Source organism: Polyangium sp. 6x1 (assembly GCF_029946515.1).
Classification (GTDB): domain Bacteria; phylum Myxococcota_A; class Polyangia; order Polyangiales; family Polyangiaceae; genus Polyangium.
In genome coordinates, this window is the sequence record NZ_JARZHH010000035.1 from 90,161 (window position 1) to 116,852 (window position 26,692).

General features: G+C 69.5%; 20 protein-coding genes. 2 read left to right on the top strand and 18 right to left on the bottom strand.

What is annotated here, in order from left to right; translation table 11 throughout:
* Nucleotides 1-9: 9 nt before the first annotated feature.
* Together QHF85_RS29040 and QHF85_RS29045 are read right to left on the bottom strand one after the other, a co-directional pair.
* Complete coding sequence (locus QHF85_RS29040) at nt 10-5,004, bottom strand: CHAT domain-containing protein (RefSeq protein WP_281330603.1); 4,995 nt, start codon at nt 5,002-5,004, stop codon at nt 10-12.
* A gap of 7 nt (nt 5,005-5,011) precedes the next feature.
* Nucleotides 5,012-5,401 (bottom strand): DUF4280 domain-containing protein, encoded by a 390-nt coding sequence (locus tag QHF85_RS29045; protein ID WP_281330604.1) that lies wholly within the window; start codon nt 5,399-5,401, stop codon nt 5,012-5,014.
* Nucleotides 5,402-5,630: 229 nt separating this feature from the next.
* On the opposite strand from QHF85_RS29045, the gene QHF85_RS29050 reads away from it, so the two are divergent.
* On the top strand, nt 5,631-6,395 hold the full coding sequence (locus QHF85_RS29050) for a hypothetical protein (RefSeq protein WP_281330605.1): 765 nt from the start codon (nt 5,631-5,633) through the stop codon (nt 6,393-6,395).
* Between the two features lie 39 nt (nt 6,396-6,434).
* Here QHF85_RS29050 and QHF85_RS29055 read toward each other — a convergent pair whose 3' ends face one another.
* The 16 genes from QHF85_RS29055 to QHF85_RS29130 all read right to left on the bottom strand — a co-directional run bounded on the left by QHF85_RS29055 (nt 6,435) and on the right by QHF85_RS29130 (nt 23,464).
* Complete coding sequence (locus QHF85_RS29055) at nt 6,435-7,328, bottom strand: sialate O-acetylesterase (protein WP_281330606.1); 894 nt, start codon at nt 7,326-7,328, stop codon at nt 6,435-6,437.
* A gap of 8 nt (nt 7,329-7,336) precedes the next feature.
* Nucleotides 7,337-8,377, bottom strand: a complete 1,041-nt coding sequence (locus QHF85_RS29060; RefSeq protein WP_281330607.1) for an acyltransferase — start codon at nt 8,375-8,377, stop codon at nt 7,337-7,339.
* Nucleotides 8,374-9,153 carry a DUF268 domain-containing protein gene (locus QHF85_RS29065; protein ID WP_281330608.1) on the bottom strand — a complete coding sequence of 260 codons (780 nt, stop codon included), beginning with the start codon at nt 9,151-9,153 and terminating at the stop codon, nt 8,374-8,376. Before QHF85_RS29065 ends, QHF85_RS29060 begins: the two co-directional genes overlap by 4 nt.
* Nucleotides 9,150-10,097 carry a hypothetical protein gene (locus QHF85_RS29070; protein WP_281330609.1) on the bottom strand — a complete coding sequence of 316 codons (948 nt, stop codon included), beginning with the start codon at nt 10,095-10,097 and terminating at the stop codon, nt 9,150-9,152. The genes QHF85_RS29065 and QHF85_RS29070 overlap by 4 nt, the downstream gene beginning before the upstream one ends.
* Entirely contained in the window at nt 10,094-11,599 is a 1,506-nt protein-coding gene (locus QHF85_RS29075) for a hypothetical protein (protein WP_281330610.1), read from the bottom strand. Before QHF85_RS29075 ends, QHF85_RS29070 begins: the two co-directional genes overlap by 4 nt.
* Before the next feature lie 12 nt (nt 11,600-11,611).
* Nucleotides 11,612-12,424 carry a class I SAM-dependent methyltransferase gene (locus QHF85_RS29080; RefSeq protein ID WP_281330611.1) on the bottom strand — a complete coding sequence of 271 codons (813 nt, stop codon included), beginning with the start codon at nt 12,422-12,424 and terminating at the stop codon, nt 11,612-11,614.
* Nucleotides 12,421-13,374 carry a glycosyltransferase gene (locus QHF85_RS29085; RefSeq protein WP_281330612.1) on the bottom strand — a complete coding sequence of 318 codons (954 nt, stop codon included), beginning with the start codon at nt 13,372-13,374 and terminating at the stop codon, nt 12,421-12,423. Before QHF85_RS29085 ends, QHF85_RS29080 begins: the two co-directional genes overlap by 4 nt.
* Before the next feature lie 34 nt (nt 13,375-13,408).
* Nucleotides 13,409-14,395 carry an NAD-dependent epimerase/dehydratase family protein gene (locus tag QHF85_RS29090; protein ID WP_281330613.1) on the bottom strand — a complete coding sequence of 329 codons (987 nt, stop codon included), beginning with the start codon at nt 14,393-14,395 and terminating at the stop codon, nt 13,409-13,411.
* A 31-nt stretch (nt 14,396-14,426) separates the two neighbouring features.
* The gene (locus tag QHF85_RS29095; RefSeq protein WP_281330614.1) at nt 14,427-16,013 is read right to left on the bottom strand and encodes a lipopolysaccharide biosynthesis protein; all 1,587 of its coding nucleotides are present in this window, start codon (nt 16,011-16,013) and stop codon (nt 14,427-14,429) included.
* Nucleotides 16,010-17,173 carry a glycosyltransferase family 4 protein gene (locus tag QHF85_RS29100; RefSeq protein WP_281330615.1) on the bottom strand — a complete coding sequence of 388 codons (1,164 nt, stop codon included), beginning with the start codon at nt 17,171-17,173 and terminating at the stop codon, nt 16,010-16,012. The genes QHF85_RS29095 and QHF85_RS29100 overlap by 4 nt, the downstream gene beginning before the upstream one ends.
* The gene (locus tag QHF85_RS29105; protein WP_281330616.1) at nt 17,170-18,342 is read right to left on the bottom strand and encodes a glycosyltransferase family 4 protein; all 1,173 of its coding nucleotides are present in this window, start codon (nt 18,340-18,342) and stop codon (nt 17,170-17,172) included. Before QHF85_RS29105 ends, QHF85_RS29100 begins: the two co-directional genes overlap by 4 nt.
* Before the next feature lie 7 nt (nt 18,343-18,349).
* Nucleotides 18,350-19,321, bottom strand: a complete 972-nt coding sequence (locus QHF85_RS29110; RefSeq protein WP_281330617.1) for a UDP-glucuronic acid decarboxylase family protein — start codon at nt 19,319-19,321, stop codon at nt 18,350-18,352.
* 17 nt (nt 19,322-19,338) lie between these two features.
* Complete coding sequence (locus QHF85_RS29115; RefSeq protein ID WP_281330618.1) at nt 19,339-20,667, bottom strand: hypothetical protein; 1,329 nt, start codon at nt 20,665-20,667, stop codon at nt 19,339-19,341.
* On the bottom strand, nt 20,664-21,662 hold the full coding sequence (gene gmd / locus QHF85_RS29120) for a GDP-mannose 4,6-dehydratase (protein WP_281330619.1): 999 nt from the start codon (nt 21,660-21,662) through the stop codon (nt 20,664-20,666). The genes QHF85_RS29115 and gmd overlap by 4 nt, the downstream gene beginning before the upstream one ends.
* Nucleotides 21,663-21,926: 264 nt before the next feature.
* A complete protein-coding gene (locus QHF85_RS29125; protein ID WP_281330620.1) occupies nt 21,927-22,877 on the bottom strand; it encodes a methyltransferase in 951 nt (316 codons plus the stop codon).
* Nucleotides 22,878-23,095: 218 nt separating this feature from the next.
* Nucleotides 23,096-23,464 carry a four helix bundle protein gene (locus tag QHF85_RS29130; protein WP_281330621.1) on the bottom strand — a complete coding sequence of 123 codons (369 nt, stop codon included), beginning with the start codon at nt 23,462-23,464 and terminating at the stop codon, nt 23,096-23,098.
* Nucleotides 23,465-23,537: 73 nt separating this feature from the next.
* On the opposite strand from QHF85_RS29130, the gene QHF85_RS29135 reads away from it, so the two are divergent.
* The coding region (locus tag QHF85_RS29135) for a serine/threonine-protein kinase (RefSeq protein WP_281330622.1) at nt 23,538-26,692 on the top strand (3,155 nt) is incomplete at its 3' end.

Consider the following 26,692-nt stretch of genomic DNA (forward strand, 5'->3'; position numbering starts at 1 on the left):
CCGACGATATCATTTCTGCGGCCCGAGCGTGCCGGTCTTCAGGTCGCGCGTGCAATTGTCGGGGTCGAGGCCTTGCTTCTCGTTGCAGGCGCGGCAGCCTTTGAGCGCTTCCTCTTTGTCTTCGGCCAGGTAACGCTCGCGGAGGGCCGCGGTGGCGCAGTCGTCGTTCGCGCGCTCGAGGCTCGCGACGATGGCGGCGGGCTCGGCGTCCCAGCGCTGAAGGAAACCCTGCGTGTCCACGGTGAGGATGCCATTTCCCTTCACCTCGAAGGCAGCAATGGGGAACGTCGCAGCGGAGTTCATCAGAGCGAACACCTGGCCCGATCCGTCGACCTTCCACACGTCGACGGTGTTGTCCCGGGCCCGCGTGATCACGCGCTCGCCGCGCGCGTCGAACACGACGGAGAGGACCGGCGCCGGATGCGCGAGCTCGACGAACGTGCCGTCGCGCTTCCAGACGCGCACGGTCCTGTCCTGCGAGGCGGTGGCGACGTGATCGCCGTCGGGCGAAAAGGCGACGGCATTGATGGCGCCGTGGTGGCGGCCGAGCACCTTGGGTTTTTCGTGGCCATCGATGTCGACCCACCAGGCGCAGCCGTCCTCGCGACCGAGGACGATGTCGCGCGCGCCGGGGCGGCTGCTCCACGCGACCGAGGTGAAGCCGCCCGAGGTCGTGGAGACGAGTTTGTCGGACACGCCCAAGGAGCCGCATTTCTCGGCGGAGGCCTTCAGGGAGACGGGCGGTCGGTCGGTTTTGCCGAGCTCCCATACGAGCGGCGCGCCCTGGGCGGTGACGCTGACGAATCGATCGCCGTCGCCATTCCACGCGAGCCCGACGACCGGCGCGCGGTGCTGCCGCGGGAGGATCTGCGTGGGAAGGACGACCTGTCTTTCGCGCGAAGCGGCGGCAGGACGATCGTCGATGGGCGTGAGCGCCACGTGGCCCTCCTCGTCGCCCGTGACGATGCGTTTCCCATCCCGGCTCCACGCGGCCGTCTGGATGCGTCGTCGTCCATGGGTGAGCAAGCCGAGCGGGTGGAAGCCTTCGTGAATCTCGGCGTTCGGCGACAGGAGGTACACGGCGAGATCGCCCTCGGGCGTGCGCTGGAGCAGGTGGTCCTGCGTCGGGCTTTCGAGCGCATACGTCACGTAATGCCCGAGGAGCCGCGGCAGGACGGGCCGCGGCAGGCGCGCGAGCTCCCAGATGCGCGCCGTTTCGTCCCACGACGCGGTGAGGAGCCGATGGCCGTCCGGCGAGAAGGCGACGGTGGTGACGTCGGCCTCGTGGCCATTCAGGATCGCGAGCTGCGTGTAGGAGGCGACGTCGGTGGGGCGCGTGGCCGGCTCCTCGCCCCAGATGCGGACCGTGTTGTCGTCGCTGGCCGTGGCCACGATGCGGCCGCTCTTCGGATGAAAGACGGCCTGGTTGAGGGGGCCCATGTGGCCCCGCAGCACGGCGATTTCCTTGCGCGTCGCGACGTCCCAGATGCGCGCGGTGCCGTCCTGCGAGGCGGTGACGATCGCCTTGCCGTCCGGGGAAAATGCGGCCGACGTGACGGGGCCCGTGTGCCCTTCGAGGCAGGCGCGTGTCCCCTTTCGTGCGTCCCAGAGGCAAGCCGTGCGGTCCCAGGAGGAGCTGACGATCCGTTCGCCGTCAGGGGCGAATTCCAGCCACGAGACGACGTCCTTGTGCCCAGTAAAACGGTTTTCCAGGGCGGGGCCGGTGACCGGGGTGAGGTCCCACGTCTCGATCGTGGCGTCGAACGTCGCCGTGGCCACGCGGGTCCCGTCGGGGGAAAAGGCGGCCGTCCACAAGGCGTGCGCCTCTCCGCGCAGCTCGGCGAGGACCCGGGGCTCCGGGCCGGCGACGTCCCAGAGCTTCGCGACGCCATTCAGGGAGGACGTGAGCACGCGGCGGCCCTCGGCGTCGAAGACCGCGGAGGAGAGCGGTCCGTCGTGCCGCAGCACGATCGGTTTGCCCCGGCCATTGCCGTTCCAGAGGTGCGCCTCTCCATCCTCGGAGGCCGTGACGAAGCGGCGGCCGTCCGGGGACCAGGCGGCGTGCCATAATTTTTCCTCGTGCCCGGCGAGCGTGACCTTCGGAATGGGCAGGCTCAAGACGGTCTGCGCCAGCGAGAGGTGCCGGAAATCCGTGAGGAGCTCGGGGAACGCGCCGCTCCGCTCGGACAGGACGGACGCGGCGGCCGCGTGCTGATGGCGCGCGACGAGGTTCAATGCGCCGCCGATGCGGAGTTGCTTTTCGGCCAGGGCGCGCTCCGCGTCGGCATGCTTGTGCGCTTCTTCGGCCTTGATGCGATCCTGCTCGGCCCGCTTCCACGAGGCATCGGCCTCGGCTTTGGACCGGGCCGTGCGGAGCGCGAGGAGCGTCATGGCGACGGCCACGATGACCGCGCCCACGGCGCCGACGATGAGCTTGCGCCGCTCGACGGTCTGCCGTTCGCGAGCGCTCGAGGCTTCGGCCTCCTCGGCGTGCTCGCTCGCCTCGATCATCGCCCGCGTGTCGTCGTCGAGCTCGTCCTCGGCGTGCGCGCGGATCTGCTTGGCATACCCGAGCTGAGCGCCGCGGAGGAGGGCGCCGTGCGCCTTGTAATCGGCGGCCCAGCGCTCGAGCTTGCCCATTTCGACGACGCGCGCGCGATCCTCGGCGAGCCAGGCCGTGAGGCGCTTCCACCGCCGGAGCAAGGCCTCGTGCGCGACCTCGACCACGATGCGGCCGCCCTCGTCCTGCCGCGAGACGAGGCGCGCGGCGATGAATCGTTCGAGCAAGGCCTCGAAGCTCGCCCGCCGCTCGGGATCGGCGGGGAGGATGCGCGCGAGCGGGACGCGGCGGCGCGTGTTCGAGGCGCTGCCCTCGCCGAAATGGGTGAGGCGCGAGAAGAGCCGGCGGGCGAGCTTCTGCGAGGGTTCGTCGAGCTCGTCGACGACGGCGTCCGCCATTCGTTCGAGCGCGCCGAACACGCCGCCGAGCTCCTCGTACCGGGTTGCGTCGAGGGTGTTTCCCTGGCGCTTCTGCCAGAGGAGGTCGAGGACGTATTCGACGAGCGGCAAGGCCGTGGGCTCGGCGCCGACCTCGGCGATGATGCGGCTCGCGAGCCCCTCCGAGAGCGTGAGGCCGACCTTGCGCGCGGGCTCCTCGATCACGGCGCGGAGCTGCGCCGGGCCCATCTGCGCGATGAAGACGCGGTGCGCCTCGTCGTAGGCCACGCGATCGAGCCTTTGGCCCGTGATCTCGTCGAGCACGATCTGCCCGCACTCGCCGACGAAATCGACGCGCATGCTGGTGATGCAATGGATGTTGCCGTCGCCGGAGCAGCGCTTCCACAGCTCGGCGGCGAACGCTTGCCGCTCGGCCCGATCCTGGACGTGCGTGAAGATCTCCTCGAATTGATCGACGACGAGGAGGAAGGGGATGTCCTTGTCGCGGCGCGCCGCGAGCGCCGATTCGAGCGCGGCGAGCGGCGCCGCGCCGGGGCGCATGACGACCGCCTCCCACGCGCCGCCCGCGGCCGTGGCGAGCGCCGTGATTTCGCGGTGGAGCACGGAGAGCGCCTGTTGCGCGGCCGCGCCCGGGCCCCTGCGCCCGAGGAGGTGCGCGAGCCGCTCGATGGCGCGCTTGACGTCCTCGGCGTCCGCGGCGTCTCGCTGTGCGGCGCCCCGATCGAGCAGGCGCGGGACGACGCCGGCGAGGACCATGGACGATTTTCCCGTGCCCGAGCCACCCGCGACCACGAGAAATCGAGGTTTTCCCGCGGCCGCGAGCGCCGCGAGGTCGGCGAGCGCCTCCTCGATTTCGGGGTCGCGGCCGAAGAAGAATCGGCGATGCGCGGCGTGGAAGGCGAGGAGGCCTCGATAAGGGCGAAATGCGATCGGGCGGGTGTCGTCGCCGTCCTCGGGGCGGGCGTGCAGGGTGAGGCTCGCCCAATCGAGCCGTCCGGCGCCCTCGCGGAGGAGGCGCTGCCGGGCGGCGAGGAGCGCGTTTTCGACGGACGAAGGCTCGACGAGGAGTTTGTCGTAAAAACTTTCCGTGAAGGTGATCGCGCCGGCGGCGGAGAGGGGGAAGCGGGAGGCGACGACGGCCTGGATGCCGGCCTGGTGGAGGTTCTGCGCGACGCTGCCGAGGTGATTGCCGATCTGCCCGGGATTGCCGCTGTCGCAGGCCGAGAGCACGACGAGGCGAATGCGGCCCGCGTGCGGCGCGAGGAGCTGCCGGAGCTTGCCGGCGTCGAGCAGGACACGCTCGCCGCTGCCGTCGTCCGCGTCCCAGGCGAGGCCGTGGGTTTGTCCGACCTGGGTGCCGTGGCAGAGGAGGTGGAGGACATTGATGATCTCGCCCGAGGCGGCGGCCTTTTCGAGGGCGCGCGAGAGGCGGCCGAGGGAGAGGTGGTCGATGACGTCGCGGGCGGGATCGAAGGGGTGATGGCCACGCTCGGCGGCGGCGCGCAGGGCATTCGATTGCTCGGCGAGGGGCACGGCGCCGGCGGCGGCGGACCAGCCGAAGAGGATGCGCCCGCCTTCGGGCATGGGCGAGGGATCCTCGGGGCGCGTGGTGCTCTCGGGCCAGGCATAACGAACGAGGACCTCGGGCAACTCGCCGAGGTGCTGGCCGCTCGATTTGAGCGTCAAGAGCTCCCAGGGGAGCGCATAAAGCTCGGCCGCATTCGATCGGAAGGTGATCCGCACGGGATCGCCGCGTGACGACGCGAGGGTGATGGCCTCTTCGTGGCGAGCCCAGCCCGCGGGCGCGAGGAATCGCCGGAGGGCGCGGCCGAGACGCTGGACCGTGGCGGGATCGCAGCCGGGGCGGCGGACAGCGTCGAGGTCGGCGAAGAGCGCGGGCGTCCAGTCGATGGTGACGGTCTCGGCGCCGCCGCCCTCGGTGCGCAGGACGTACGTGACCTCGCCGTCTGGCAAGACAAACGATTCGTCGGCCTGCGCGGTGCGCGTGAATTCGAGGAGCAGGTTCCCGGGCGGCGGCGCGGTCACGGGGGGTTCATCCGCCGGCCATGACCTTGAACTGGCCAGGGCTCAGGATCTGGATCACGCCGCCATAGGAGCACATGAGCTGGCAGGAGTTGTGGAGGGTGGGCAGGCTCTTCAGCATGACCTTGGTGCTGCCGGGGATCCACATGCCCGCGGGGACGGGGACGCAGGGCATGGGCGTGAGCGTGCCCAATGCGGCGGCCGTGGCCGCGGCGACCGTTGGGTTCGCCATCGAGCTGCAAGCTCCGAAGGGCAGGACGTTGGTCGCGGGCACGACGTCGGCGATGTTCGCGGCGGACGCGCTCGCATTGACCATGTTCGCAGGCAGGACCATGATCGAGGCGGGCGCGGCGCCGAAGCTGCACATGGCGGTGGCGCCGGAAGCGATTTGAACGGCCATGGGTCACCCGTGCCCGGAGAGGGGCGAGGTGAGGGTAGCCGGGGGCGCGCGGGAGGGGCCAGTTCTTGGCGCTCTTGCGTGGCGCACGGAGGCGCGGACAAGAGTTCATCGCGGGGTCCGCCGATGCTTCGTCGCGTCTTCGCCTGGTGTCTGCCGCTGATCCTGGTCGAGCGCCGTGGCCAAGGTGGAAGGTGGACGTTTGGCAAGGCGGGCGTATACGTAGGCCACCATGAGACACGTCACGCTCGCGCTTCTCGTCCTCTCGCTCGCTGCATGCTGCAACCTCGGGAACAAGAAGACCTCCGACGAGAGCGGTACCGCAACCTCGCCGACGTCGGCCGCGACAACCACAGCAGCGCCAGCGAAGGCGCGCGAGTTCTCGGATCGTCCCGCCGTGCTCGTCGACGCGAAGGACATCCTCGACGAGTACAAGAACAACGAGGTACGCGCGGACGGGAAGTACAAGGACAAGATCGTGCTGATTCGCGGCAAGGTCGGGGACGTGAAGAAGGACATCACGGACAGCATCTACGTGACCGTGGGGTCGGGGGCCGAATTCGAGATCCCCGAGGTCCAGTGCTTCGTGAAGGACAGCGAGACGAAGGCCGCTGCGGCATTGAACAAGGGCGACGACGTGACGATCGTCGGGCACGTGGACGGCTTGCTCATGAACGTGCTCGTCAAGGATTGCGTCATCAATCCCGACCGTGCGCTCTGCGAGAAAGTGCGCAACTCGGTGGCGCCAGACGCGAAATGCATCACCAAGAAGTCCGGGACCTCCGTGGCGCTGGCCGATGGGACGCTGATCATGCCCCTCTGCGCTTTGACGAAGGAGCAATTCGACCGGGCGTCGACCAAGGCGGTCAACAAGACCGACAACAAGGGCGTGACGCTGAAATCCGAGAAGTCGCTGTGCTTTGCGTTCGTCGTGAGCGACAAGGTGGTGTCGCCCGATCTCTTGACCAAGGTACAGACGGCGCTCGACGCCCTGTAGCACCCGCCATCCGGATGTCGACGAAGAGGCCTTCTACCGTCAGAGGAGCCCGTCCATCGCCTCGGCAAATCGCTTCCCGACGCCCTCCTGCCCTTCCCTTCCGAAATGCACCGCATCCTGGAGCGGAAGGTCGTCCGTGCGGATGCGCGCGACGCCGGGAATCGTGACGGCGCGTTGTTGCTCCTTGACGCGCTCCCATGCGGGGAAGCGTGGATCTTCGGGGCGCGGGCCGAGCTCGGCGAAGACGACGGGCAGATCAGGCGCGGCGAGGTCGCGGCGAAGGTCGGCGACGAAGGTCGCGAAGGCGGCGGCCCAATTCGAAGGATCGGGGTGGGCATCCGCCGCCGTGAGGGCGGGATCCATGGCGTCCGTTTCGCCCTGGAAGAAGAGCACGCCGGAGATCGTGCCCGCGGTGGACGCCGCGCGGGCGCGCTTCAGGCATGAGCCGTACAGGGAATGGTCGCCGAGCTGGCGGCGCCATTCCGCGAGGGACGAGGCGCCCTTCGCGCAAGGGATCAGGCCGATCGGTTGGTCTTTGCGTTTGTCGCGGAGCGCGGCCGCGAAGGCCACGGCAGGGCCGGCCCCCGCGCCGGGGTCGGCGGAGACGTCGTCGATCTGGCCCTCGGCGAAATCGACGGGCTCGCGGCCCTCGTGCCAGCGGCCGTCATTGCCGAAGACGTAGACGCCGGGGACCGGCGCGGGAAGGGGGTTTGGCAAGGACGCGCGGCCCGACATGTTGGATTGGCCGGCGAGGACGAACAGGGAGAGGGCGCCGAGGTGCTCGGGCGGCAGGGTGACGCGGGCGGGGATCGTGGCCTCGGGGCGCGGAGCCGGGGTGCGTTTGTCTGCGCGGTAGAATACGAGCGCGCTGGCGAGCGCGCCGGCGGCGAAGGTAAGGGCGAGGATCGCGGCGGCGCGGAGGTTCGAGCCCATGGCGCGCGTCAGGCGGCCGGCAGGGGCGCCGCGGGCTTCGGGCGGAGCGATTTCGCGAGGCGCCGCGCGAGCCTCTGGGACGGGTCCTCGCAGACGAGGAAAAAGACGTACGCGACGCCGAGCGAGAGGGCCATGAGGAGCGACCAGTCGACGACGTAGCCGAGCTTCAGGCGATAGTATTTCTTGAAGAGCTCCCACGCCGCGAGGTGGACGAGGTAAAGCGAGTAGCTGAAGAGGCCGAGGCGCTCGGAGAAGCGGGGCACGCGCGAGGCGGCGAGGTGCGGGATCTCGACGAGGAGCCACGCATACACGAGGAGCGAGAAGGCGTTGAGGCTCCAGGGATAGCCGATCGGAGAATGAAAGCGGAGCGCGAGGGCGATCGCGCTCGCGAGCCAGACGCCGAGGCGCCACGCCCAGATGCGAGAGCTCGTCCGCGCCGGGCGCTCGTGGATCCGTTCGGCGAGCAGGCAGCCGAGCAGCCAGCAGGGCAAGCCGATCACCCATTGCAGCGCCCAGCCATACGCCGGGTACGGGAGCGCGCGGGGATCGACGAGGACGATCACCGCCGTCGCGAGCGCGAACGCGCCGGCGACGAGCGGGCGAAAGCCGAAGCGATCACGAAGCGCGAGGAGGAGCGGATAGAGCGTGTAATAGACGAGCTCGCACTGGAGGCTCCACAGGATCGACGCGGAGAGGCCGACATAGGGAATGCCGACCGCAGACGAGAGAGCGATCGAGGCGAGGAGGGGAATGCCGATCCGGACGTAGCGGCGGACGAAATACTCGGGCCAATGGGGGCGCCGCGTGAGCGTGGGCCAGTGGATGCAGAGGCCCGAGATGACGAAAAAGACGATGACCGCGGCCGGGCCGTTCCAGGCGACGCCATACGAGGCGGAGAGGAGCCAGGCGACGCGGTGCGTGCGTTCGAGGCCCGCGAGCAAGGGCGGCGGGCCGAGGTGGGAGAGGACGACCATCGCCGCCGCGACGAAGCGGAGCGTGTCGAGGCCGGCAATCCGGGCCGGCTCGTTCGTCCCTCGCACCTCGCTCATCGGCCGAGCTCGAAGAGGCCACACGCATGATGCGCGGCCTCGAAATGCGCAGGATCGGCGTTCTCGACGAGGTCGCCGGCGTCGTCGACGGCCGCGAACGAGACGAGCGAGAGGCCCGCCGACGTAAAAGTGTCGAGGACGGTGCGCGGCGAGAAGATGCGGTGCGCATTGAAGACGAGGCGCTGGCGGCCCATGGGGACCGAGAAATAAAGGCGGCCCCCCGGGGCGAGGATCCGCGCGAGCGAGCGCATCGCTTTTTGCCAGCCGTCCGGATCGATCGGGTCGCCATAACGGCCGAGGCCAAAATGCTCGACGGCGTGCAGGCTGGAGAGGGATTCGACGCTGCCCGAAGGGAATCGATCGAGCGTGGTGGCGTCGCTCTGCACGAACGTGAGGCCTTCGAGCTTGCTCTCGAGGGGGCGGATGTCGACGACCTCGACGGGCATGAAGACGAGCAGGTGCGCGACGAAGCCGTCGATGCGCGAGCCGATGTCGACATGGCGCGAGGGGCGGCGCGCGTGGATCCTGCGCGCGGCCCAGAGGTCCTGGTGGAAATAATGGCCGTTCGCGAGGCCGGCGCTCTCGCGCCAATCGGTGACGATCGGATAGAGCGAGGAGGGTTTCAGCGGGAAAGGGCCGCGGCCGCCATGCGCGGCGTGATACGAGCGGGCGTCGCGGGCAAACCGCGGGAGGCCGCGGGTGATGTCGCGGAGGGCCGCGGGATCGAGGCCCACGAGGCGCGCGGCTTGCTGGAGGCGCGTTCGCAGGGCGCTCATGAGGTCCTCGTCTTCAAGGCGGCGAGGTTTTCGCGGAGGAGCGGGGGCCAATCGGCGATGTTTGCGGGGACCGTGCCCTCGTAGAATCGGCGATTGAGGAAGGCAGGGCGGATCGAGCGGAGGTGCTCGTGTTCCATGGGATGGAGCAGGACAGGGGCGTCGGAGAGGAAAGCGGACCACATGCTGAACGTGCTCCACGCGGAGGGAATGATGACGCGGCTCCGTGCGAGCAAGAGGAGGTCGACGATGGCCGGGCGTTCGGGGGCGCGCGTGGTGCGCGGGAGCGCGAGCAAGGGCGCGAGCTCGTCGTCGCTCGAATCGGAGAAGACGGTGACGGGCACGGGTTCGCCGACGATCGCGCGGATGCCTTCGATGAGGCGCTTGAAATGGGAGAGCGGGGTCGGGCCGAGGGAGCGGGAGAGGTCGTGGCCCGGGGCGAGGGGGCCGAAGTCGCCGCCGCGGACGTGGACGCCGATGAAAGGAGCCTCGGCCTCGTCGAGGGCGCGGCGGCGCGCGGGCGCGAGCATCGCGAGCAGGCTCCGGCGCAGGAAGTCGCGGTGCTCGGCGAAGCTCATGAAGAAGTCGGGCAGGGATTCGTAGACGTAGACGGTGCCACGGCGAGAGGCGCCCTCGGGGAGGCGCGCCACGGGGGGCTCGCGGACGACGCGGCCCGCGAGCGCGAGCGTGGTGGCGTGCGCGAGGCGCACCGGCGAGGGCGGGAGGAAATCGGCGACGTAAATGCGCTTCTGGCGCTCGCCGCGGAGCCACGGGCCGACGCGCACGGCCGCGAAGCCCGTGGTGACGAGGGGCAGGCGGTTGAGCTCCGCGAACGCCGCGGCGCGCGCCCAGACGAGGAGCATGTTGCCGAGGCCGGTGCGCGGCAATCGCGCATGACAAACCGGCGGCAAGGCGTGAGCGAGGCGGGAGAGTGCGGCGGGGATCATGACAGGGCTCGCGCCTCCGAAGGGGCCTCCGCGCGCTTTCGCGCCGTGCGGTCGAGGAGGAAGATCGGGGGGACGAGGACGAGGGCGCGGAACACGACGTTGACCAGTGTGGTGCCCGCCTCGGCCATATCGATCATGTTGAAGACGAGGGCGATGTAAAGAACGAGCCGGATCGGATCTTGCTCGGGGAACGCCGTCGTGAGCCGCCAGAGGAAGCCAAAGAGCGCGCCGAGCGCGCCCATGCCGGCGAGGACGCCGGGGAAGCCGAAGTTCCAGTAGAGCTCGCCGGCGGCGGTCTGGGCGACGGAGGTCGTGGCCTCGGCCTCGGAGCGGGCGGCGCCAATGTAATAGTAGAACCAGCCGCCGCGGGAGACGGTCGGTTTGTCGGGCCAGAAGAGGCGGGGGACGAAGGCGTACGCGAGGTAATCGAAGGTGTCGCCCCAGCGATAGCCGTGGCGCTCGACCTCGCCGTACAGGAAGGACGCGGGGATGGGCTCGAAGGAGCGTTCGAAGAAGGCGGTGGCCTGCTCCTCGATGCCGTCGCCGTCTTCATAACCGCCTTGCGTGTAGGTGCGGACGATGCGGTCGCTCTGGTTTTCCCCGGCGACCTCGGCCGATTGGCGGGCGGCGGAGACGACGGGCGCGACGACGCCGAGGTAGAACACGCTGAGGGCAATGCCGAGGACCGGGAACCAGCGGCGCAAGGGGCGCTGGCGGGCGAAGAGGAGGCCGGCGGGGAGGAAGCTGAACATGAGGAACGCCTTCGACCCCGCGCGAAGGTTGACGACGAACTCGACGGCCGTGCCGAGCGTGAAGAGGATCCAGAACGAGGCGCGCCGGTAATTCGCGCCCTGGTGCGCGACGAAGCCCGTGAGCGCCGCGAGCGAGCCCCATTGCACGAGGCCGCTGAAGGCGCCGAACCCGCCAGCGCCGATGATCGGGCCGATGAATCGCATGAAGACGCCGAGCGACCAGAGCGCCAAAAAGCCCGTGCCCACGGGCGGCGAGCCTTCTCCAGGCCTCGGGAGCGGGCGCATGAACTGGAGCCCCGCGTGGAGACCGAAGGTGCCGAGGAGGTACATGACATACCCGGCCGCGAGCTCGTCCGGATAGATCGTCTGGACGCTGAAACGGATGGGGATGCCGTCCGCGAGCTTGTTGCCGTGGTGGATGGCCGCGAGGCCGAGGGCGATGGTGTTCCAGCCGAAATAAAACGAGATCGGGCTCAGGCCGAGCGGCGCGCGTCGAATCTCGAGGAGAATGATCCACGGAAAGATGACGGCGACGGCGGCGCCGGTGACGTAGAGCGTGGTGGCGGGCGCGTCGGCGAGCCAGAGCGTGACGAAGCCGATGAACACGAGCAGCGCATGGGGGATGAGCGGGCCGTACCGCCGATCGAGGAGGCCTCGCGCGTGGGCGCCCGTGGCGGGGGTGTGGGGGCGTAGCTCGGCCCGTCCGGGCGTAGCCCCCATCGTCGAGCGCCGTGCAAGCGTCGCGTCCATGCGATCGAAGGTTCAGCCGACCTCGGCGGCCGGGGTGTGCGCGGGGCGGCGCTCCGCGGGCCGGTAATCGGGGAATCCCTCGGTGGTCGCGGGCGGCGGCGGGAGCGCGCCGCGGCTCTGGCGCTCGGGTTTGTCGAGGTCCTTCACGGCGAGGAGCTGGCCGCCGGGCGGGCCGTAGGTCTGCCAGAGCGCCATCGCGAGCTGGAGCGGGGCGCGCGGGCCCGGCTCGACCTTGCGGCCGCAACGAAAGCCGAGGGAGCGGAGCTCGGCGGGCGTGAAGGCCGAGCGGTGCGTCTCGGCGAAGGTCCAGGCCTGGACGTCGGGGTCGGGGGTCTCGAGGCGCAAGAAGGCGCGCTCGTCGTGGCCGGTGTGCGGGTCGAGCGATTCGCGCGGGACGGTGATGACGATGCGCTTTCTGGCAATGCGCTCGAACTCGCGGAGGGCGCGCAGGGCCGCGGGTTTGTCGAGGTGTTCGAGGACCTCGATGCAAAGGAGCGTGTCGACGTAATCGTCGGGGTAGGGGAGGGCGTCGGCGCTCGCGAGGACGAGCTCGTCGTAGCTCCGGTGGTGGGCGGTGCGGCGGAGGTTGTGGACCGTGAGGTCGCAGCCGCTGATGAGCTCGGGCTCGTCGAGGCGCGGGTCGCGGCGGTCGTATTCGCGGACCTGGCGGAAGCCGATCGGCGTGTCCTGCCAGCGATGCCGGAGCATGAAGCCATAGACGCCGACGCCGCAGCCGACATCGAGGATCCGGCTGCCCTCGATCTCGTCGAGGACACGCGGGATCATGCCGAGGGGGCTCTGGCCGACGAGGAGCGAGGTCTTCAAGAACGTTTCTCCTGGAGCAACATTTCGAGCGGGCCCACGAGGGGCAGGAGGGCGCGGGAGATCGGGCCCGCATGGTCGCAGAGGGGGCCGAGCGAGGCGCCGAGGCCGATGGGTTTTCCGTGGCGGAGGCGCGAGGCGACCTCGTGGAGGACCTGTTTGTCCGCGCGGAGCGCGAGCGCGGCCTCCTTGACGAGGCGCGCGGGGCCCTGGAAATGGCGCGGGACGTATTTGCGGTGAATGGCGAAGGAGAACGCGTGAATCGGCCAGGGATTGACGTCGACGTCGTGGCCGTCCTCGCGATTGCGTACGCGGACGAGCGGGCGGGCCGCATACGCGACGTCGCCGTGCTCGCAGAGGCGCATCCACATTTCGACGTCGGCGATGAAGCCAAATGCCGGGTCGTAGAGGCCGTATCGTTCGTGCGCCTCGCGCCGGACGAGGGTCAAGGCGCAGACCGGGGAGCTGAAGCTCCGGAGCATGAAATCGAGCCAAACACGGCCGCGCGTGAGCTCGGGCCAGGGGCCGACGTGCACGGCGCCGAGGGGCTGGTCGTCCTGGTCGACCATTTCGAGGCCCGTGTGCGCGAAGAGCGCGCGCGGGTGGCGGTCGAGGAGGTGCACGAGCCCGGCGAGGAAATCGGGGTGGTAGAGGTCGTGGTCGTGGCAGACCGCGATGAGCTCGCCCACGGCGTCCTCGATGCCGGCGTTGAGGTTCGCCGGCATGCGCAGGTTCTTCGGGTTGCGGTGATACTTGACGCGCGGATCGCCGGCCGCGGCCTCGCGCACGGCCTCCTCGGTGCCGTCGCCGCCCGGGCCGTCGTCGCGGACGAGCAGCTCGAAATCGCCGAACGATTGCGCGAGGATCGAGCGCAACGTGGCCCCGAGCAGGCGCGCGCGCTTGTACGTCGGCATGACGACGGAGACGCGCGGAGGCGCTTTTCCTTCCCGCATGGGCGGCCTCGGTGAAAGCTTGGGAGGCAAAGGATCAGTCGAGGCGCCCCGCACGAATGTACTCCACGCTGTCGCGAATCACGGTGTCGAGGTCGTATCGAGGGCGCCAGCCGAGCTCGCCCATGGCCTTGTCGGCGTCCGGGTACTTGTCGTTCGCCTCCTCGAAGAGCGGGCCGAAGAGGGCCTTCGGGTCGACGTAATCGATGCGGCTCTCGGAGGCGGTGATGCGCACGGTGCGCTCGGCGAGGTCGCGGATGCTGATCTTGTTCTGCGGGTTGCCGATGTTGTAGGCCTCGCCGCGGCGGCCCTGGCGCAAGGCGCGGACGATGCCCTCGGCGACGTCGACGACGTGCGTGAAGGCGCGGATCATGCTGCCGTCGCCGTAGACGGTGAGCGGCTCGCCCGCGAGGCACTGCTTGATGAAGCGCGGCAGGACGAAGCCGCCCTTGCCCGACTGGCGCGGGCCCGCGATGTTGAAGGGGCGGATGATCACGGCGAAGAGGTCCGAGACCTTGCACGTGTTGACGAGCGCGATCTCGCACGCGAGCTTGGCCACGGCGTACTCGAGGCGGACCGAGATCTTGGGCGTGATGATCTTGTTGTCGTTCTCCGAGCAGTAGCCGTCGCGGCCGCCGCCGTAGATCTCGCTCGTGGAGACGTCGCAGAGGCGCGCGCCGGAGCGGTTCGCGATGTCGATCACGCGGTAGGTGTCGTCCGTGATGCTCTTCGTGATCTTGCCGGAATGGGCGAGGACGCCGACGGGGCCGACGACCGACGCGAGGTGGTAGATCTCGGCGAACGGCGCGAAGGAGCCACGTGCGAAGTAGTCCTCGACGGAGAGGATGTCGTACGTGAGGCGCGGGTTGTTCACGCGGCGCACGTAGGCCTCGTGATCGAGGGGGCTCGTGCTGAGGTTGTCGACGACGTGGACACGCGCGTCTTCGTCCGCGAGCAAGCGCTCGACGAGATGGCTGCCGAGGAAGCCGAAGCCTCCCGTCACGAGGATGTGTTTGTCTTTCATGTGGCGCTTTCCTTCGTGTCGCAGGTACGGATCATGCGGCATCTCCCCGCGTGCCGCCGAGCTTTCGACGGATTTTCCCGGCGATCCCCCGGGCAGTCTCGCGCTCCTCGGGGGCGAGCGCGATCCAGAAGAGCATGAGCGCGAGGGCGCCGAAGACGGGCGGCACGACGACGGCCCGGACGAGCCCCTCGGGCAAGAACCACCAAAGAACGGCCGAGAGCGCGGCCGGGACCAGCAAGCCGAGGCCCAGCGCGCCAAGGATTTCGCGGGCATACCCGCCGAACCGATCCCCGAGCGCCTGGCAGGCGGCGCGCGGGACGATCCAGGCCGCGAGGGCGACATCCGCGAGGAGCGCGGCCGCGGCGACGCCCCGCATGCCGAAGCGCGGGACGAGGAGGACGGACAGGACGAACACGAGCGCGGCGTTCGCCGTGAGCAGGACCGCGACGCGGCCCTGGCGGTTCGTCGCGAGGAGCGCGGTGGAGCCGACGCCCCAGAAGCCCCAGAGGACGGCCTGCGCGACGAGCATCCCGAGCGTGGGGAAGTCGAGCGTGAGCTTTTTCAAGGTCCACGCGGCGTAGACGGGCTCGGCGAGGGGCAAGAAGCCGAGGAGCGCGAGGCCGATGACGAAGCCCGAGAGCTTCGCCGTGGTGCGGTGCGCGCGCACGAGCCGCGAGGGATCGCCGAGGGCGTCGAGCGCGGTGAGCTCGGGCCAGACGACGGTCGTGAACTGGATCGAGAGCATGCGGCCCATGTTCGCGATGTTGCGGTGGGTCGCGAAGCGAGAGACCTCCTCGCCGCCGATGACGGACTGCACGACGAGGAGGTTGCCCTGGTTGGCGAGGAACTCGCCGAGGCCCGCGAGCAAGAAGAGCGCGCCGGGGGCGAGCATGCGCAGGCCCGCTTTGCTATCGCCGCCGAGGGGCGTGAGGCGAAACCAGGGGTTTTGCCGGTGCAGGTCGCGCACGACGTACACGTCGAGCGCGAGGGCCCAGACGACGCGGGCGAGCGCGACCGCGGGGAAACGCGCGCCCATGGCCATGAGCGCGGCGGGCAGGGCGAGCTCGACGGCGCGCTTCAAGGCCGTGAGATACGCGGCGCGGACGAGCTGGCCCGTGGCGCGGTAGGTGCCACGGACGGCGCCGAGCGGGACGCCGATGAGGAGCTCGATGCCGAGGAGCGCGAGCGTGAGGTACGTCTCGAGGTGCGTCGCGGTGGTGATGCCGAGCCACTTGTCGAGCGGCAGGACCGCGGTGACGAGCGCGGCGAGGATCCAGATGCCGATCGCGAGCGGGCCCTGGAGGCGAAGCGCGCTGTGGAGGTCGGCGAGGAAGAGGTCGTGATCGCCGCGCGCGTGATGCGCGCACATGCGGTTGACGACATGCGACTGGACGCCGAGGTCGGTCATCGTCAGGAACGCGACGAGCGCCGAGAGCGAGGTCCATTCGCCGTACCGCGAAGGTCCCCAGGCGTGCATGCCGATGGGGACGATGATGAACTGGCCGACGTACCCGACGAGGGCGACGACGCTCATCGCCGCGACGCCACGAAGGACACGCTCGGCCATGCCGGGCGCGCCGAGCTTTTCGGTGTGACGCTCGGCCTCCGCGGCGGTCATGCGGCGCCTGTCGCGAAGGCGCGGGGGTGGAGCTCGGCGAGGGCGTCCCAGATGCGCGCGCCGAAGTGGTCTTCGGTGAACGAGGCGAGGACGCGCGCGCGGGCGGCGCGGCCGAGGCGGGCGCGGAAATCGGCGTCGCTGAAGAGCTCGACGAGGGCGCGCGCGAGGCCTTCGTGATCGCCGTAGCGCACGGAGAGGCCGGTCTCGCCGTCGACGATGACCTCGCGCGCGGCGTCGTCGAGGGAGCCGATGCAAGGGACGCCCGCGGCCATGGCTTCAAGGTACACGAGGCCGAACCCCTCGCCACGGCTCGGCATGGCAAAGACGGTGGTGCGCTGGTAGAGGGCGCGGAGGTCGTCGTCGGGGATGCGGCCCCAGAAGCGGACGGCGCCGCTGTCGAGGAGGCCGAGGCGCCTGGCCTGGGCCTCGTACGCGGGGCGCGCGGCGCCGTCCCCGACGATGTCGAGGCGCGCGCCGGGGCACTGGCGACGGACGTGGTTCCAGACCGCGAGGAGCTCGGCGTGGCCCTTGTAGCGCTCTTCGGGATGGATGCGGCCGACGATCAGGGCGGAGGGGCCGGCGTCTTCGGCAGGGGGAGAGGTTTTACGTGGGGGGTCGGGGGCGTCCACTGCGCGGTCGTTGGAAAGGCCGAGCCAGCAGACTTTGCTCGGGGTCGAGCGATGCTCGGGGTTCCATTCGTGGAACCGGCCGAGCGTGAAGGCACTGTTGCTGATCAAAAGATTGGTGCCCCAAAGACCGACGCGCTGGTGGGCGGGCAAGGGGCGCCAGCCCTCGACGCCGTGGAGGAACTGCACGACGGGGACGTTTCGAGGGCGGAGGAGGCGGGCGACGGGGCCGAGGCCGATGTGGGTCGTGAAGACGAGGTCGGCGTCCGAGCGCTCGCGAGCGGCTTCGGCGAGCATGCCGAGGCGCGAGCCGCCGAAGGTGCGGAAGCGTCGCGGCGGGTTCTGTAGGCCAACCTCGCGGGCGACGTCGCGCGGATCGTGGGGCGTGTCGTGCAGGGCCCAGACGTCGAACGCGAGCGGGACGCGGCGCTCCGCGGCGATCCGCTCGAGCTGGCGGAGGAGCTGGCGGCTCACGGTGGGGATGCCGCCGTGGGGCGCGTCGACGAGGTCGGGGCAGAGCAGCGCGATCTTCATGAGCGCGACGCGACGGCGTGGGCCGCGCGGACGAAGCCCTCGGCGGTGTGCGGGATGTCCCAGGCGGCGATGCGGCGCAAGGAGGCTCGTCCGCGCGAGGCGCGCCCGTCGTGCTGCGCGAGGGCCTCGTCGAGGACACGCGTGAGCGCAGGGACGCTGCCCGCGGGGAAGACCCAGCCATTGTCCGGGCCGACGAGGTCGGGGACGGCGCCGACCTGATCGGAGGCGATGATGGGCAGGCCGAGGTTCATGGCCTCGTTCACGGCGAGGCCCCAGGGCTCGAAGCGCGAGGGCAAGACGAAGACGTCGCCGAGGGCATACGCAGCCGGCATGCGCTTCTGGTTGACGAAGCCGACGAAATGGACGCGCGCGGCGAGGGATCGGGCGAGGGATTCGAGCTCGGAGCGGAGCGGGCCGTCACCGACGAGGACGAGGTGGGTCTTCGGGCGCGGGCGCGCGGCGAAGGCGCGGATCAGATCGGAGCAGCCCTTCACGGGGATGAGCTTGGCGGCGTAATTGACGACGAGGTCGTCCGCGGGAATGCCGAGCTCGTCGCGGAAGGCGCGGGCCTCTTCGCGGACGGCGTCGGCCTGGGATTGGAAGAACGAATTGTCGACGGTGTAGGGCGCGACGAAGACGCGTTCCTTCGGGACGCCGTAATGCTCGAAATAACGCGCGGAGAGGGTGCCGATCGCGAGGCCGCCGCCGAGGCCGCGGAAGATCGGGGGCAAGCCGACGCGCTTCGCGAGGTCGATGTGCGGCGGGCGTTCGGCGAGCAGGTTCGATTCGCCGCGGAGCAGGACGGGGATGCCCTTTCGGCGGGCCCGCGCCATGACCTCGTGCTCGGTGAAATGGGCGTAGCCGTGGACGATGATGACGTCGGGGCGGAACGCGGACATGCGCGCGAAGGCGCCGGGGTTCACGAGGCCGAAGAAATGGTCCGCGCCGGGGCGGCGCGAGACGTTCGGCACGAACTCGTGGTCGTACCCTTCGAGGAGAGGGACGTCCCAGCGGATCGTTTGACCGAATCCGGGGTCGCGCGTCTCCTTGACGCCGAAGTCCCAGCAAAAGAAGAGCTTGATCGCGACGTCCTGCCGGGCCGCGAGGGCGCGGTAGAGCGGCGCCTGGTACTGGATGGGGTGCGTCGCGAGGATCGCGATCCGGACCATGGGGGGCTCAGCGTCCTTTCGCGCTGCGCTCGGCGAGCCGCGTCTGGAAATCGGCGACCGTGGCGCGCAGGCCGTCGCGGAGGCTGATTCCCGGCGAGAAGCCGAGGAGCTCGCGGGCGCGGGTGATGTCGGGCTTGCGCTGGCGCGGGTCGTCGGCGGGCAAAGGCGCGTGGATGATTTCGAGCTCCGAGCCGAGGAGCCGCAGGACCTCCTCGGCGAGCTCGCGAATGGTGAATTCTTCGGGGTTACCGAGGTTCACGGGGCCCTCGATCGGTTCGGGGCGGGCGAGGGCGAGGATGCCCTCGATGAGGTCCTTCACGAAGCAGAAGGAGCGGGTTTGCTTGCCGTCGCCGAAGAGGGTGAGCGGTTTGCCCCGGAGCGCCTGGACGATGAAATTCGAGACGACACGGCCGTCGTCGAAGGCCATGCGCGGGCCATAGGTGTTGAAGATGCGCGCGATGCGGACGTCGACGCCCCAGGCGCGGCGGGCGTCGTTGAGGAGCGTCTCGGCGCAACGTTTGCCCTCGTCGTAGCAGGAGCGTTCGCCGATCGGATTGACGTTGCCCCAGTAGCTCTCGGGCTGCGGGTGGACCGTGGGGTCGCCGTAGACCTCGGAGGTCGAGGCGTGGACGATCGTGCAGCGGCGGCCGCGGGCCATTTCGACGAGGCGGAGGGCGCCCATGACGCTCGTCGTGAGCGTGGCGTACGGGTCGCTCTGGTAATGGATGGGCGAGGCGGGGCAGGCGAAGTTGAAGACGAGCTCGGCGTAGACGTGGATCGGCTCGCGGACGTCGCCCATCTGGAAGTGGAAATGCGGGTCGCGGCCAGCGCGCTCCAGGTTGCCGAGGTCGCCGGTCATGAGGTTGTCGATGCCGACGACCTCGTAGCCTTCGTCGAGCAGGCGATCGACGAGGTGAGAGCCGAGGAAACCCGCAGCGCCCGTGACGAGCGCGGTCTTGCGTGCAGCGCCGAGTCCCATGTCAGCAGAGTCCTCCGTCAGATCGTTGCGTCATGGTTTTTCAGGTAGGCGACGAGCGTGGTCAGAGCAAAAAGGCACGGCGCGCCGAGGCCGCGTTCGTCCGTGAGGAATCGGCGCCATCGCTGCGCGACGGCGGGGGCGTCGAGGAAGGGGGCGTGTGTCCGGGCCTCGTCGAGGAGGAGGCGTTCGGCAAAGGAGCGGAGCGGGCCTTGGAGCCACGCGGCGAACGGCGGCGCGGTCGCCGGACGCGCAAGGGTGAGCCGGTATTTGGGGGGCGGAAGGAGAAGGGCGTGCTCGACGACGGCGCGATCGAGGAGCGGCGCGCGGACCGAAAAGCCGAGGCGGCGGCTCGCGACGTCGGCATCGCGTAGGGCCGCGTCCCGGAGGTCGTTCCCGAGGTCGAGCGCGGCGAGGGCGCGATCGGGGCGGAGGGCGCGGCGCGCGAGGGCGGGTTCGAGCTTCTCGGGGATCGTGACCGGGAGGAGCGCGGCGTCGGCGATGTCGGGTGAAACGAGGGCGGCGAGCTCGCCCGGTCGGGTCGTGCTGCGAAGGTCCGTGTACGCGCGCTCGACGGAGCGGCCCGCGGCGAGAAGCGCGCTGAAGCGGAGGACGCGGTCCACGGCGGGGAAGAGGGCGCTCTTGCCGAGGTCCGAAAAGGCCGCCTCGCCCGAGGACTTCGCGGCGCGGAAAGCGCCAGGGAACGAGGTGGACGGTTGATCGAGCGCATCGATGGCCGCCGCGATCTCGTGTTCGTCGGGGGGGAGGGGAGCGTTCGTTCCTGGACCCACGGCCTCGGCGAGTGCGGCTTCGAGGGACGCTGCGGCACGGGGCGTCCGCGGTTCCATCGGCAGCTCCCAGTACGTCGCGCTGCGCGCGTGGCCCTCGCGGTACGTGAGGATCGTGGCGGGCGGGAGGGGCGAGACGCCTTCGAGGATCGTGTCGGGCTCGGCGACGGCGCCCGTGGCGAGGAAGCTCGCGACGGCGCGGCGGGACAAACGTTTCTCGACAAAACCCCCCGCGGCGAGGGGCCACACCTCGGAGGCGAACGCGAGGCGCCCGGGGGCCGTCGCGAAATAGAGCGATTTGAGGCCGATCGGATCACGCGCGAGGAGGAGCGTTCGCTCGTTTGCGTCCCAAAGGCCGAGCGCAAAACCGCCGCGCAGCGATTCGATCGCGCGTTTGCCGCGAGAAACATACGCGGCGAGGACGCCCTCGGGCGTCTCGGTGTCACCTTCGAAGGCGAGCGTGTAGCGACCGTCGGGGGACGTTACGGCATCCGGGGAGAACCGGGCCTCGCCCGGCGCGGAGCCGGGTTTGCCGCTGACGTGCCCGAACGCGCCGCTCATCCCCGCGCCCGCTTCTCCCGGGCCGCGAGCTCGAGATCCGAATCCACCATGCGCTGCACGAGCTCCGGGAACGAAACCTTCGGCGTCCACCCGAGCTTCTCTCGCGCCTTCGTCGGATCCGCGAGGAGGACGTCCACCTCGGCCGGCCGGAAATACTTGGGATCGATGCGCACGAATTCCTGCCAGTCGAGGCCCGCATGGCGGAATGCGAGCTCGAGGAACTCGCGCACCGAGTACGTCTCACCGGTGCCGATGACGTAATCGTCGGCCTGGTCTTGCTGGAGCATGAGCCACATGGCCTCGACGTAGTCCGCGGCGTGGCCCCAGTCGCGGCGCGCGTCGAGGTTGCCGAGCCAGAGGTCGCGCTGCAGGCCATGTTTGATGCGACCGACCGCGCGCGTGATCTTGCGGGTGACGAAGGTCTCGCCGCGGCGCTCGCTCTCGTGGTTGAAGAGGATGCCGTTCGAGACGTGCATGCCGTACGCCTCGCGGTAGTTCTGCGCGACGTAGAAGGCATACGCCTTGGCCGCGGCGTAGGGGCTGCGCGGGTGAAACGGCGTGGTTTCGCGCTGCGGAATCTCGGCGACCTTGCCGTAGAGCTCGCTGGAGCTCGCCTGGTAGAAGCGCGCGGCGACGCGCATCTTGCGCATGGCCTCGAGGAGGCGGATCGCGCCGAGCGCGGTGACTTCGCCGGTGTACTCGGGGATGTCGAAGGAGACGCGGACGTGGCTCTGCGCGCCGAGGTTGTAGATTTCGCCGGGCTGAACCTCGGCGATGATCGACTGGAGCGAGGAGGCGTCGTTGAGGTCGCCGTGATGCAAGAAGAGCCGGACGCCGCGCTCGTGCGGGTCGCGGTAGAGGTGGTCGATGCGCTCGGTGTTGAACGAGGAGGACCGCCGGATGATGCCGTGGACCTCGTAGCCTTTGCCGAGGAGGAGCTCCGCGAGGTACGAGCCGTCCTGGCCGGTGATGCCGGTGATGAGCGCGCGTTTCATGCGGTGTTTTCCGAGGGGAAGCGACCGTGCCCGGGTCCGACCGTAGCATCGGGGGAGTGGGGCGCCAAGATGCGCGCCGGGCCCATGGAAGGCTTGGTTGCGTGGGGGGCGGGCGACGTTCAGGGGGCGGGATTCGGGGGATCCAGGGTCGCCGGAGTCGCGGCTGCTGCTGCTGCTGCTGCCGCTGCTGCTGCTGCTGCTGCTGCTGCTGCGGCGGCGGCGGCGGCGCCCCATACGAACGAACCGGTAGCTCCCCCTGCGATCTCAGGACCTCCGCTTCCCTTCGATGAGCACGACCGGTCCGGGGGTGGGCCATACGCGCTCGAGCTCGAACCCAGCGGCTTCATAGAGCCGTCCGTACTCCGCCGCGGTCCGCTCGCGACCCCCCGCCGTCTGGACCAGCATCTCCAGATCGAGGAGCTTCGCGAAGCTCGGCTCGTTGCCGCTCGCCACGACGAGCTCGACGATGAGCACCTTCGAGGAGGGCTTCGACGCCGCGTGGATCGTTCGCAAGATCTCGATGGATCGCTCGTCGCTCCAGTCGTGCAAGATGTGCTTGAGCAGATAAAGGTCGCCCGCAGGCGCACGATCGAAGAAGCTGCCGCCGACGATCTCGCAGCGATCCCGGACGCCCTTCTCCTCGAGGACGGCGGGGGCGCCTTCCACGACGTGCGGCAGATCGAAGAGCACGCCCTGGAGGTGCGGGTTTTTCGCGAGGATCGTCGCCAGCAGGAGCCCGTGCCCTCCGCCGACGTCGACGACCGTCTCGATGCCATGAAAATCGTAGCTTTCAACGATGAGCGGCGCATCTTCGCGGCTGTACCCGCTCATCGCGCGGCTGAAGACCCCGGCGAACTCGGGGTTGTGCGCCGTATACTCCCAGAAGCCCATGCCGAAGGCCTTCTCGAACCCGTTCTCCCCGGTCCTGACGGAGTGCTCGAGCTCGCTCCACGCCCGCACGTGCGTGGCATGATTGAGCAAGAGCGCGCGCTCGATCGTCGAGGGGTCCCGGAGCGCATTCGACATCGCCGTATTCACGAAGATTCCCGGATCTTCCTCGCGGAAGATCCCACGACTCGCGAGCAAACGCAGAAGCCGGTACACGGACGGCGCGTGGGCGTTCGTGGTCCGCGCGAGATCCTCCACCGAGCGTGGCCCGGAGGCGAGGAGCTCCGCGAACCCGAGCTTGGCAGCGACGCCGACGGCGTGGCTCATCCAGCGCCCCAGGAGCAATTCGATGATCAGCGCCGGAGCATTTGATTCTTGATTCGACACGGGCACCCCTTTTTCGCTCATTGGCGAACGCCACGCATCGTAAACAGGCCCGCGTGCCGGTTGTCAACAGGATGGACGTCCACCGCAGGCATAGCCTGGGCCGAGCAAGAGGCTGGCAGAAGGCGTGCCGTCCTGCGACGGGCGGCACGCCTGGACCTTCATCGCCGTGTGAGCTTGTGCAGGGTGCCGATGAGGTGGTCCAGCTTGATGCGGAGCTCGTCATCCACCTTGTCCACGTACCCGAGTGCTTCTGCCACATCCAGGCATGCGCGGACCTCCGCCGCCGAGCCCATGGCTGTATGCCAACGGGCCCGCTCATTCCTTCCCTGCGAATAAGCGCCTTCGCTCAGATTCAACGGAACGCTCGTCGCCGCCCGCCGCAGCGGCAGCAGCGGCAGCAGCGGCGGCAGCAGCGGCAGCAGCAGCAGCAGCAGCAGCAGCAGCAGCAGCAGCAGCGGCAGCTTGTCCCGAGGGTTGTCCTTTGACAGGGAAGCGCCGTCGGAAGAACATGGCCCTCGCACCGTCATGGCCCCTTCCGACGATTCATCCTCCGCCGCTCGAAAAGGCGCCTCCCCACCTCATGAGCCCGCGGTTGCGCTGATGGATACGGTCGCCGCGCCTTCGAGCACCATGCCGGCCTTCGCTCCACGCGATTGGGCGATGCCCGCGGGAGGCTCCGGCGCCCATCTCTCCTTGCAGCCCGGCACGGTTCTCAAACATTACGAGCTCATTCGCAAGCTCGGCGCGGGCGGGATGGGCATGGTCTTTCTGGCCCGTGACGTTCGCCTCGGCCGCCTCGTCGCCATCAAGTTCCTGCTCGAGCATACGGGGCAAGCGGCGACGCGTTTCCTCGCCGAGGCGCGCGCGACGGCGCAATGCAAGCACGAGAATATCGTCGTCATCTACGATGTCGACGATGCAGAGGGATCTCCGTACATGGTCCTCGAGTATATCGAGGGTCGCACGCTGCGCGAGGCCATGACGGAGAGGGCGCATGACACCACGGCCGTGGTCGTGGAGCTGATGCTCCCCGTCGCGCGCGCCCTCGCCTGCGCGCACGCCATGGGCATCGTCCACCGGGATCTGAAACCCGAAAATATCCTGCTGGCCGACGGCGGTCAGGTGAAGGTGGTCGATTTCGGCATCGCCAAGCAAGTCGTCGCCCTCGACCTCATGCAAACACGGCCCGCCGCGCTCGGCTCGAAGTCCGAAGGACCCGATCTGACGCAGGATGGCGTGCTCGTGGGCACGATGCCGTACATGTCGCCGGAGCAATGGCTCGGCGAGCCGCTCGACGGGCGCAGCGATGTCTGGGCCGCGGGGCTCATCCTGTTCGAGCTCGCGACCGGCGCGCATCCGCTCGCGCCGTTCGAGCTATCGGATCTCGTGGGGGTCGCGAATCTCGATACGCCCATGCCGAGCGCCCGTGACAAGCTCGGCGCGGGTCATGCGCTCGCCGAGGTGATCGATCGGTGCTTGAAGAAGCGCAAGAGCGAGCGAATCGGCTCGGCCAAGGAGCTCGTAGGGCTGCTCGAGCGGCTCGGCAGCGAGACGAAGAAGCCCGCGGCGCTCGCCGAGGACGAGAGCCCGTTCGCGGGCCTCTCCGCATTTCAAGAGTCGGATGCCGCGCGGTTTTTCGGGCGTGACGACGATATCGCCGCGGTGCTCGGGAAGCTCCGCCATCAGCAGCTCGTCACGATCGCGGGAGCTTCGGGCGCGGGGAAATCCTCGTTCGTGCGAGCGGGCGTCATCCCGGCGCTCCGGCGCGTGGGCCACGAGCTTTCGGCGTTCGTCCTTCGCCCGGGGCGGCGTCCTCTCGCCGCGCTCGCCGACGTGCTCGCGTTTTTCGCGGATAGCTCGGGCGACCGGGCGGAAGGCGAAGCCGATCCGGCGGCGATCGCCGAGCTCTTGCGGGCCCAGCCGGGAGCGCTCGGCGAAAGGCTGCGCGCGCGGTGCAGAAAGCGCGGCGGCGAGCACCGCATTCTGCTCTTCGTGGATCAGCTCGAGGAGCTGTATACGCTGGGGAGCGAAGCGTCGGAGCGGGCCGCGTTTTGCGCGTGCCTCGAGGGCGTGGCCGACGACGCGTCGTCGCCGCTGCGGGTGATCGTGACCATTCGCGCGGATTTTCTCGATCGCGTGTCGGAGGACCGGCGGTTTCTCTCGGCGATGACCCGGGGGCTCATGTTCTTGCCGCCCATGACGGCCGAGGGGATGCGGAGCGCGCTCCAAAGGCCGCTCGAGGCGGCGCGTTATCGATTCGAGGACGAGGGGCTCTGCGACGAGATGCTCGGCGATCTCGGAGGGATGAAGAGCCCGCTGCCGCTCTTGCAGTTCACGGCGACGAAGTTATGGGAGGCGCGCGACCGCGAAGAGCGGCTCTTGACGCGGGGGGCGTACCGCGCGCTCGGCGGCGTCTCGGGCGCGCTCTCGACGCACGCGGACGCGGTGCTCTCGGGGATGGGCGTGGCCGAGCAGCGGCTCGCGCGGGCCATCTTCTTGCGCCTGGTGACGCCGGAGCGGACGCGCGCGGTGGTGCGTCTGGAGGAGCTCTGCGCGCTCTCGGAGGAGGCGTCCATGGCCGAGGAGGTGGTGCACCATCTGGCGGACGCGCGGCTGATCTCGATCGAGGCAGGCAGCGAGCGGGAGGGGAAGACCGTCGAGCTGATGCATGAATCGCTCATCGAGCGGTGGGCGAAGCTCGAGCAATGGCTCGACGAGAACGAAAAGGACGCGGAGTTTCTGGTCGAGCTGCGGAGCGCGTCCTCGCAATGGGAGAAGAACGGCGGGGCGCCGGGATTTTTGTGGCGCGACGAGGCGGCCAGCAAGGCGGAGCAATGGCTCGCGCGGAAGACGGCCGAAGGCGACGCGGAGGGGACGCTCGGGCTCGGGAAGCGGGATCGGGGGTATCTCGAGGCGGTCGTTCGGCGCGCTTCGCTGTCGCGGCGGCGGCGCCGGCAGCTGACAGGCGGGATCATGACGTTTCTCGCGCTCATCGTGTGCGTGGTCTCGCTCCTCGGCGTGCAGGCCAGGAGCCAGGCAAGGCGGGCCGATGAAAAGGCCGCGGAGGCCCAGAAGAGCGCCGAGGCGGCCCAGAGGAGCGCGGCCCTTGCGGACAACCGGACCGCCGAGGCGCGCAATGCAAGCCGGATGGCGAGCGCCCGCGAGCATCAGTCCGACCCGACCCTGGTCCTCGCCCTCCTACGCGAGATGGAGCCTGCGGGCGAGCTTCCGCCGCGGTGGCGCGAGCTGGCGCTCTGGGCCAAGCATCAGGGAATCGCCAGCGTGGTTCTCTACCACCAGGATGTCGTCTATTCGGCGGCGTTTAGCCCCGACGGCACGCGCATCGTCACCGTCTCAGGGGACAAAACCGCCTGGGTCTGGAACGCCGATGGCACGGGCAAGCCCCTGCGGCTCGAGGGGCACCAGGATGTCGTCTATTCGGCGGCATTTAGCCCCGACGGCACGCGCATCGTCACGGCTTCTTTGGACAAGACCGCCCGGGTGTGGAACGCCGATGGCACGGGCAAGCCCCTGCGGCTCGAGGGGCACCAGGATCGCGTCTATTCGGCGGCGTGGAGCCCCGACGGCACGCGCATCGTCACCGCTTCAGGGGACAAGACCGCCCGGGTGTGGAACGCCGATGGCACGGGCGAGCCCCTGCGGCTCGAGGGGCACCAGGCTAGCGTCCATGCGGCGGCGTTTGGCCCCGACGGCAGGCGCATCGTCACCGCTTCCTGGGACAAGACCGCCCGGGT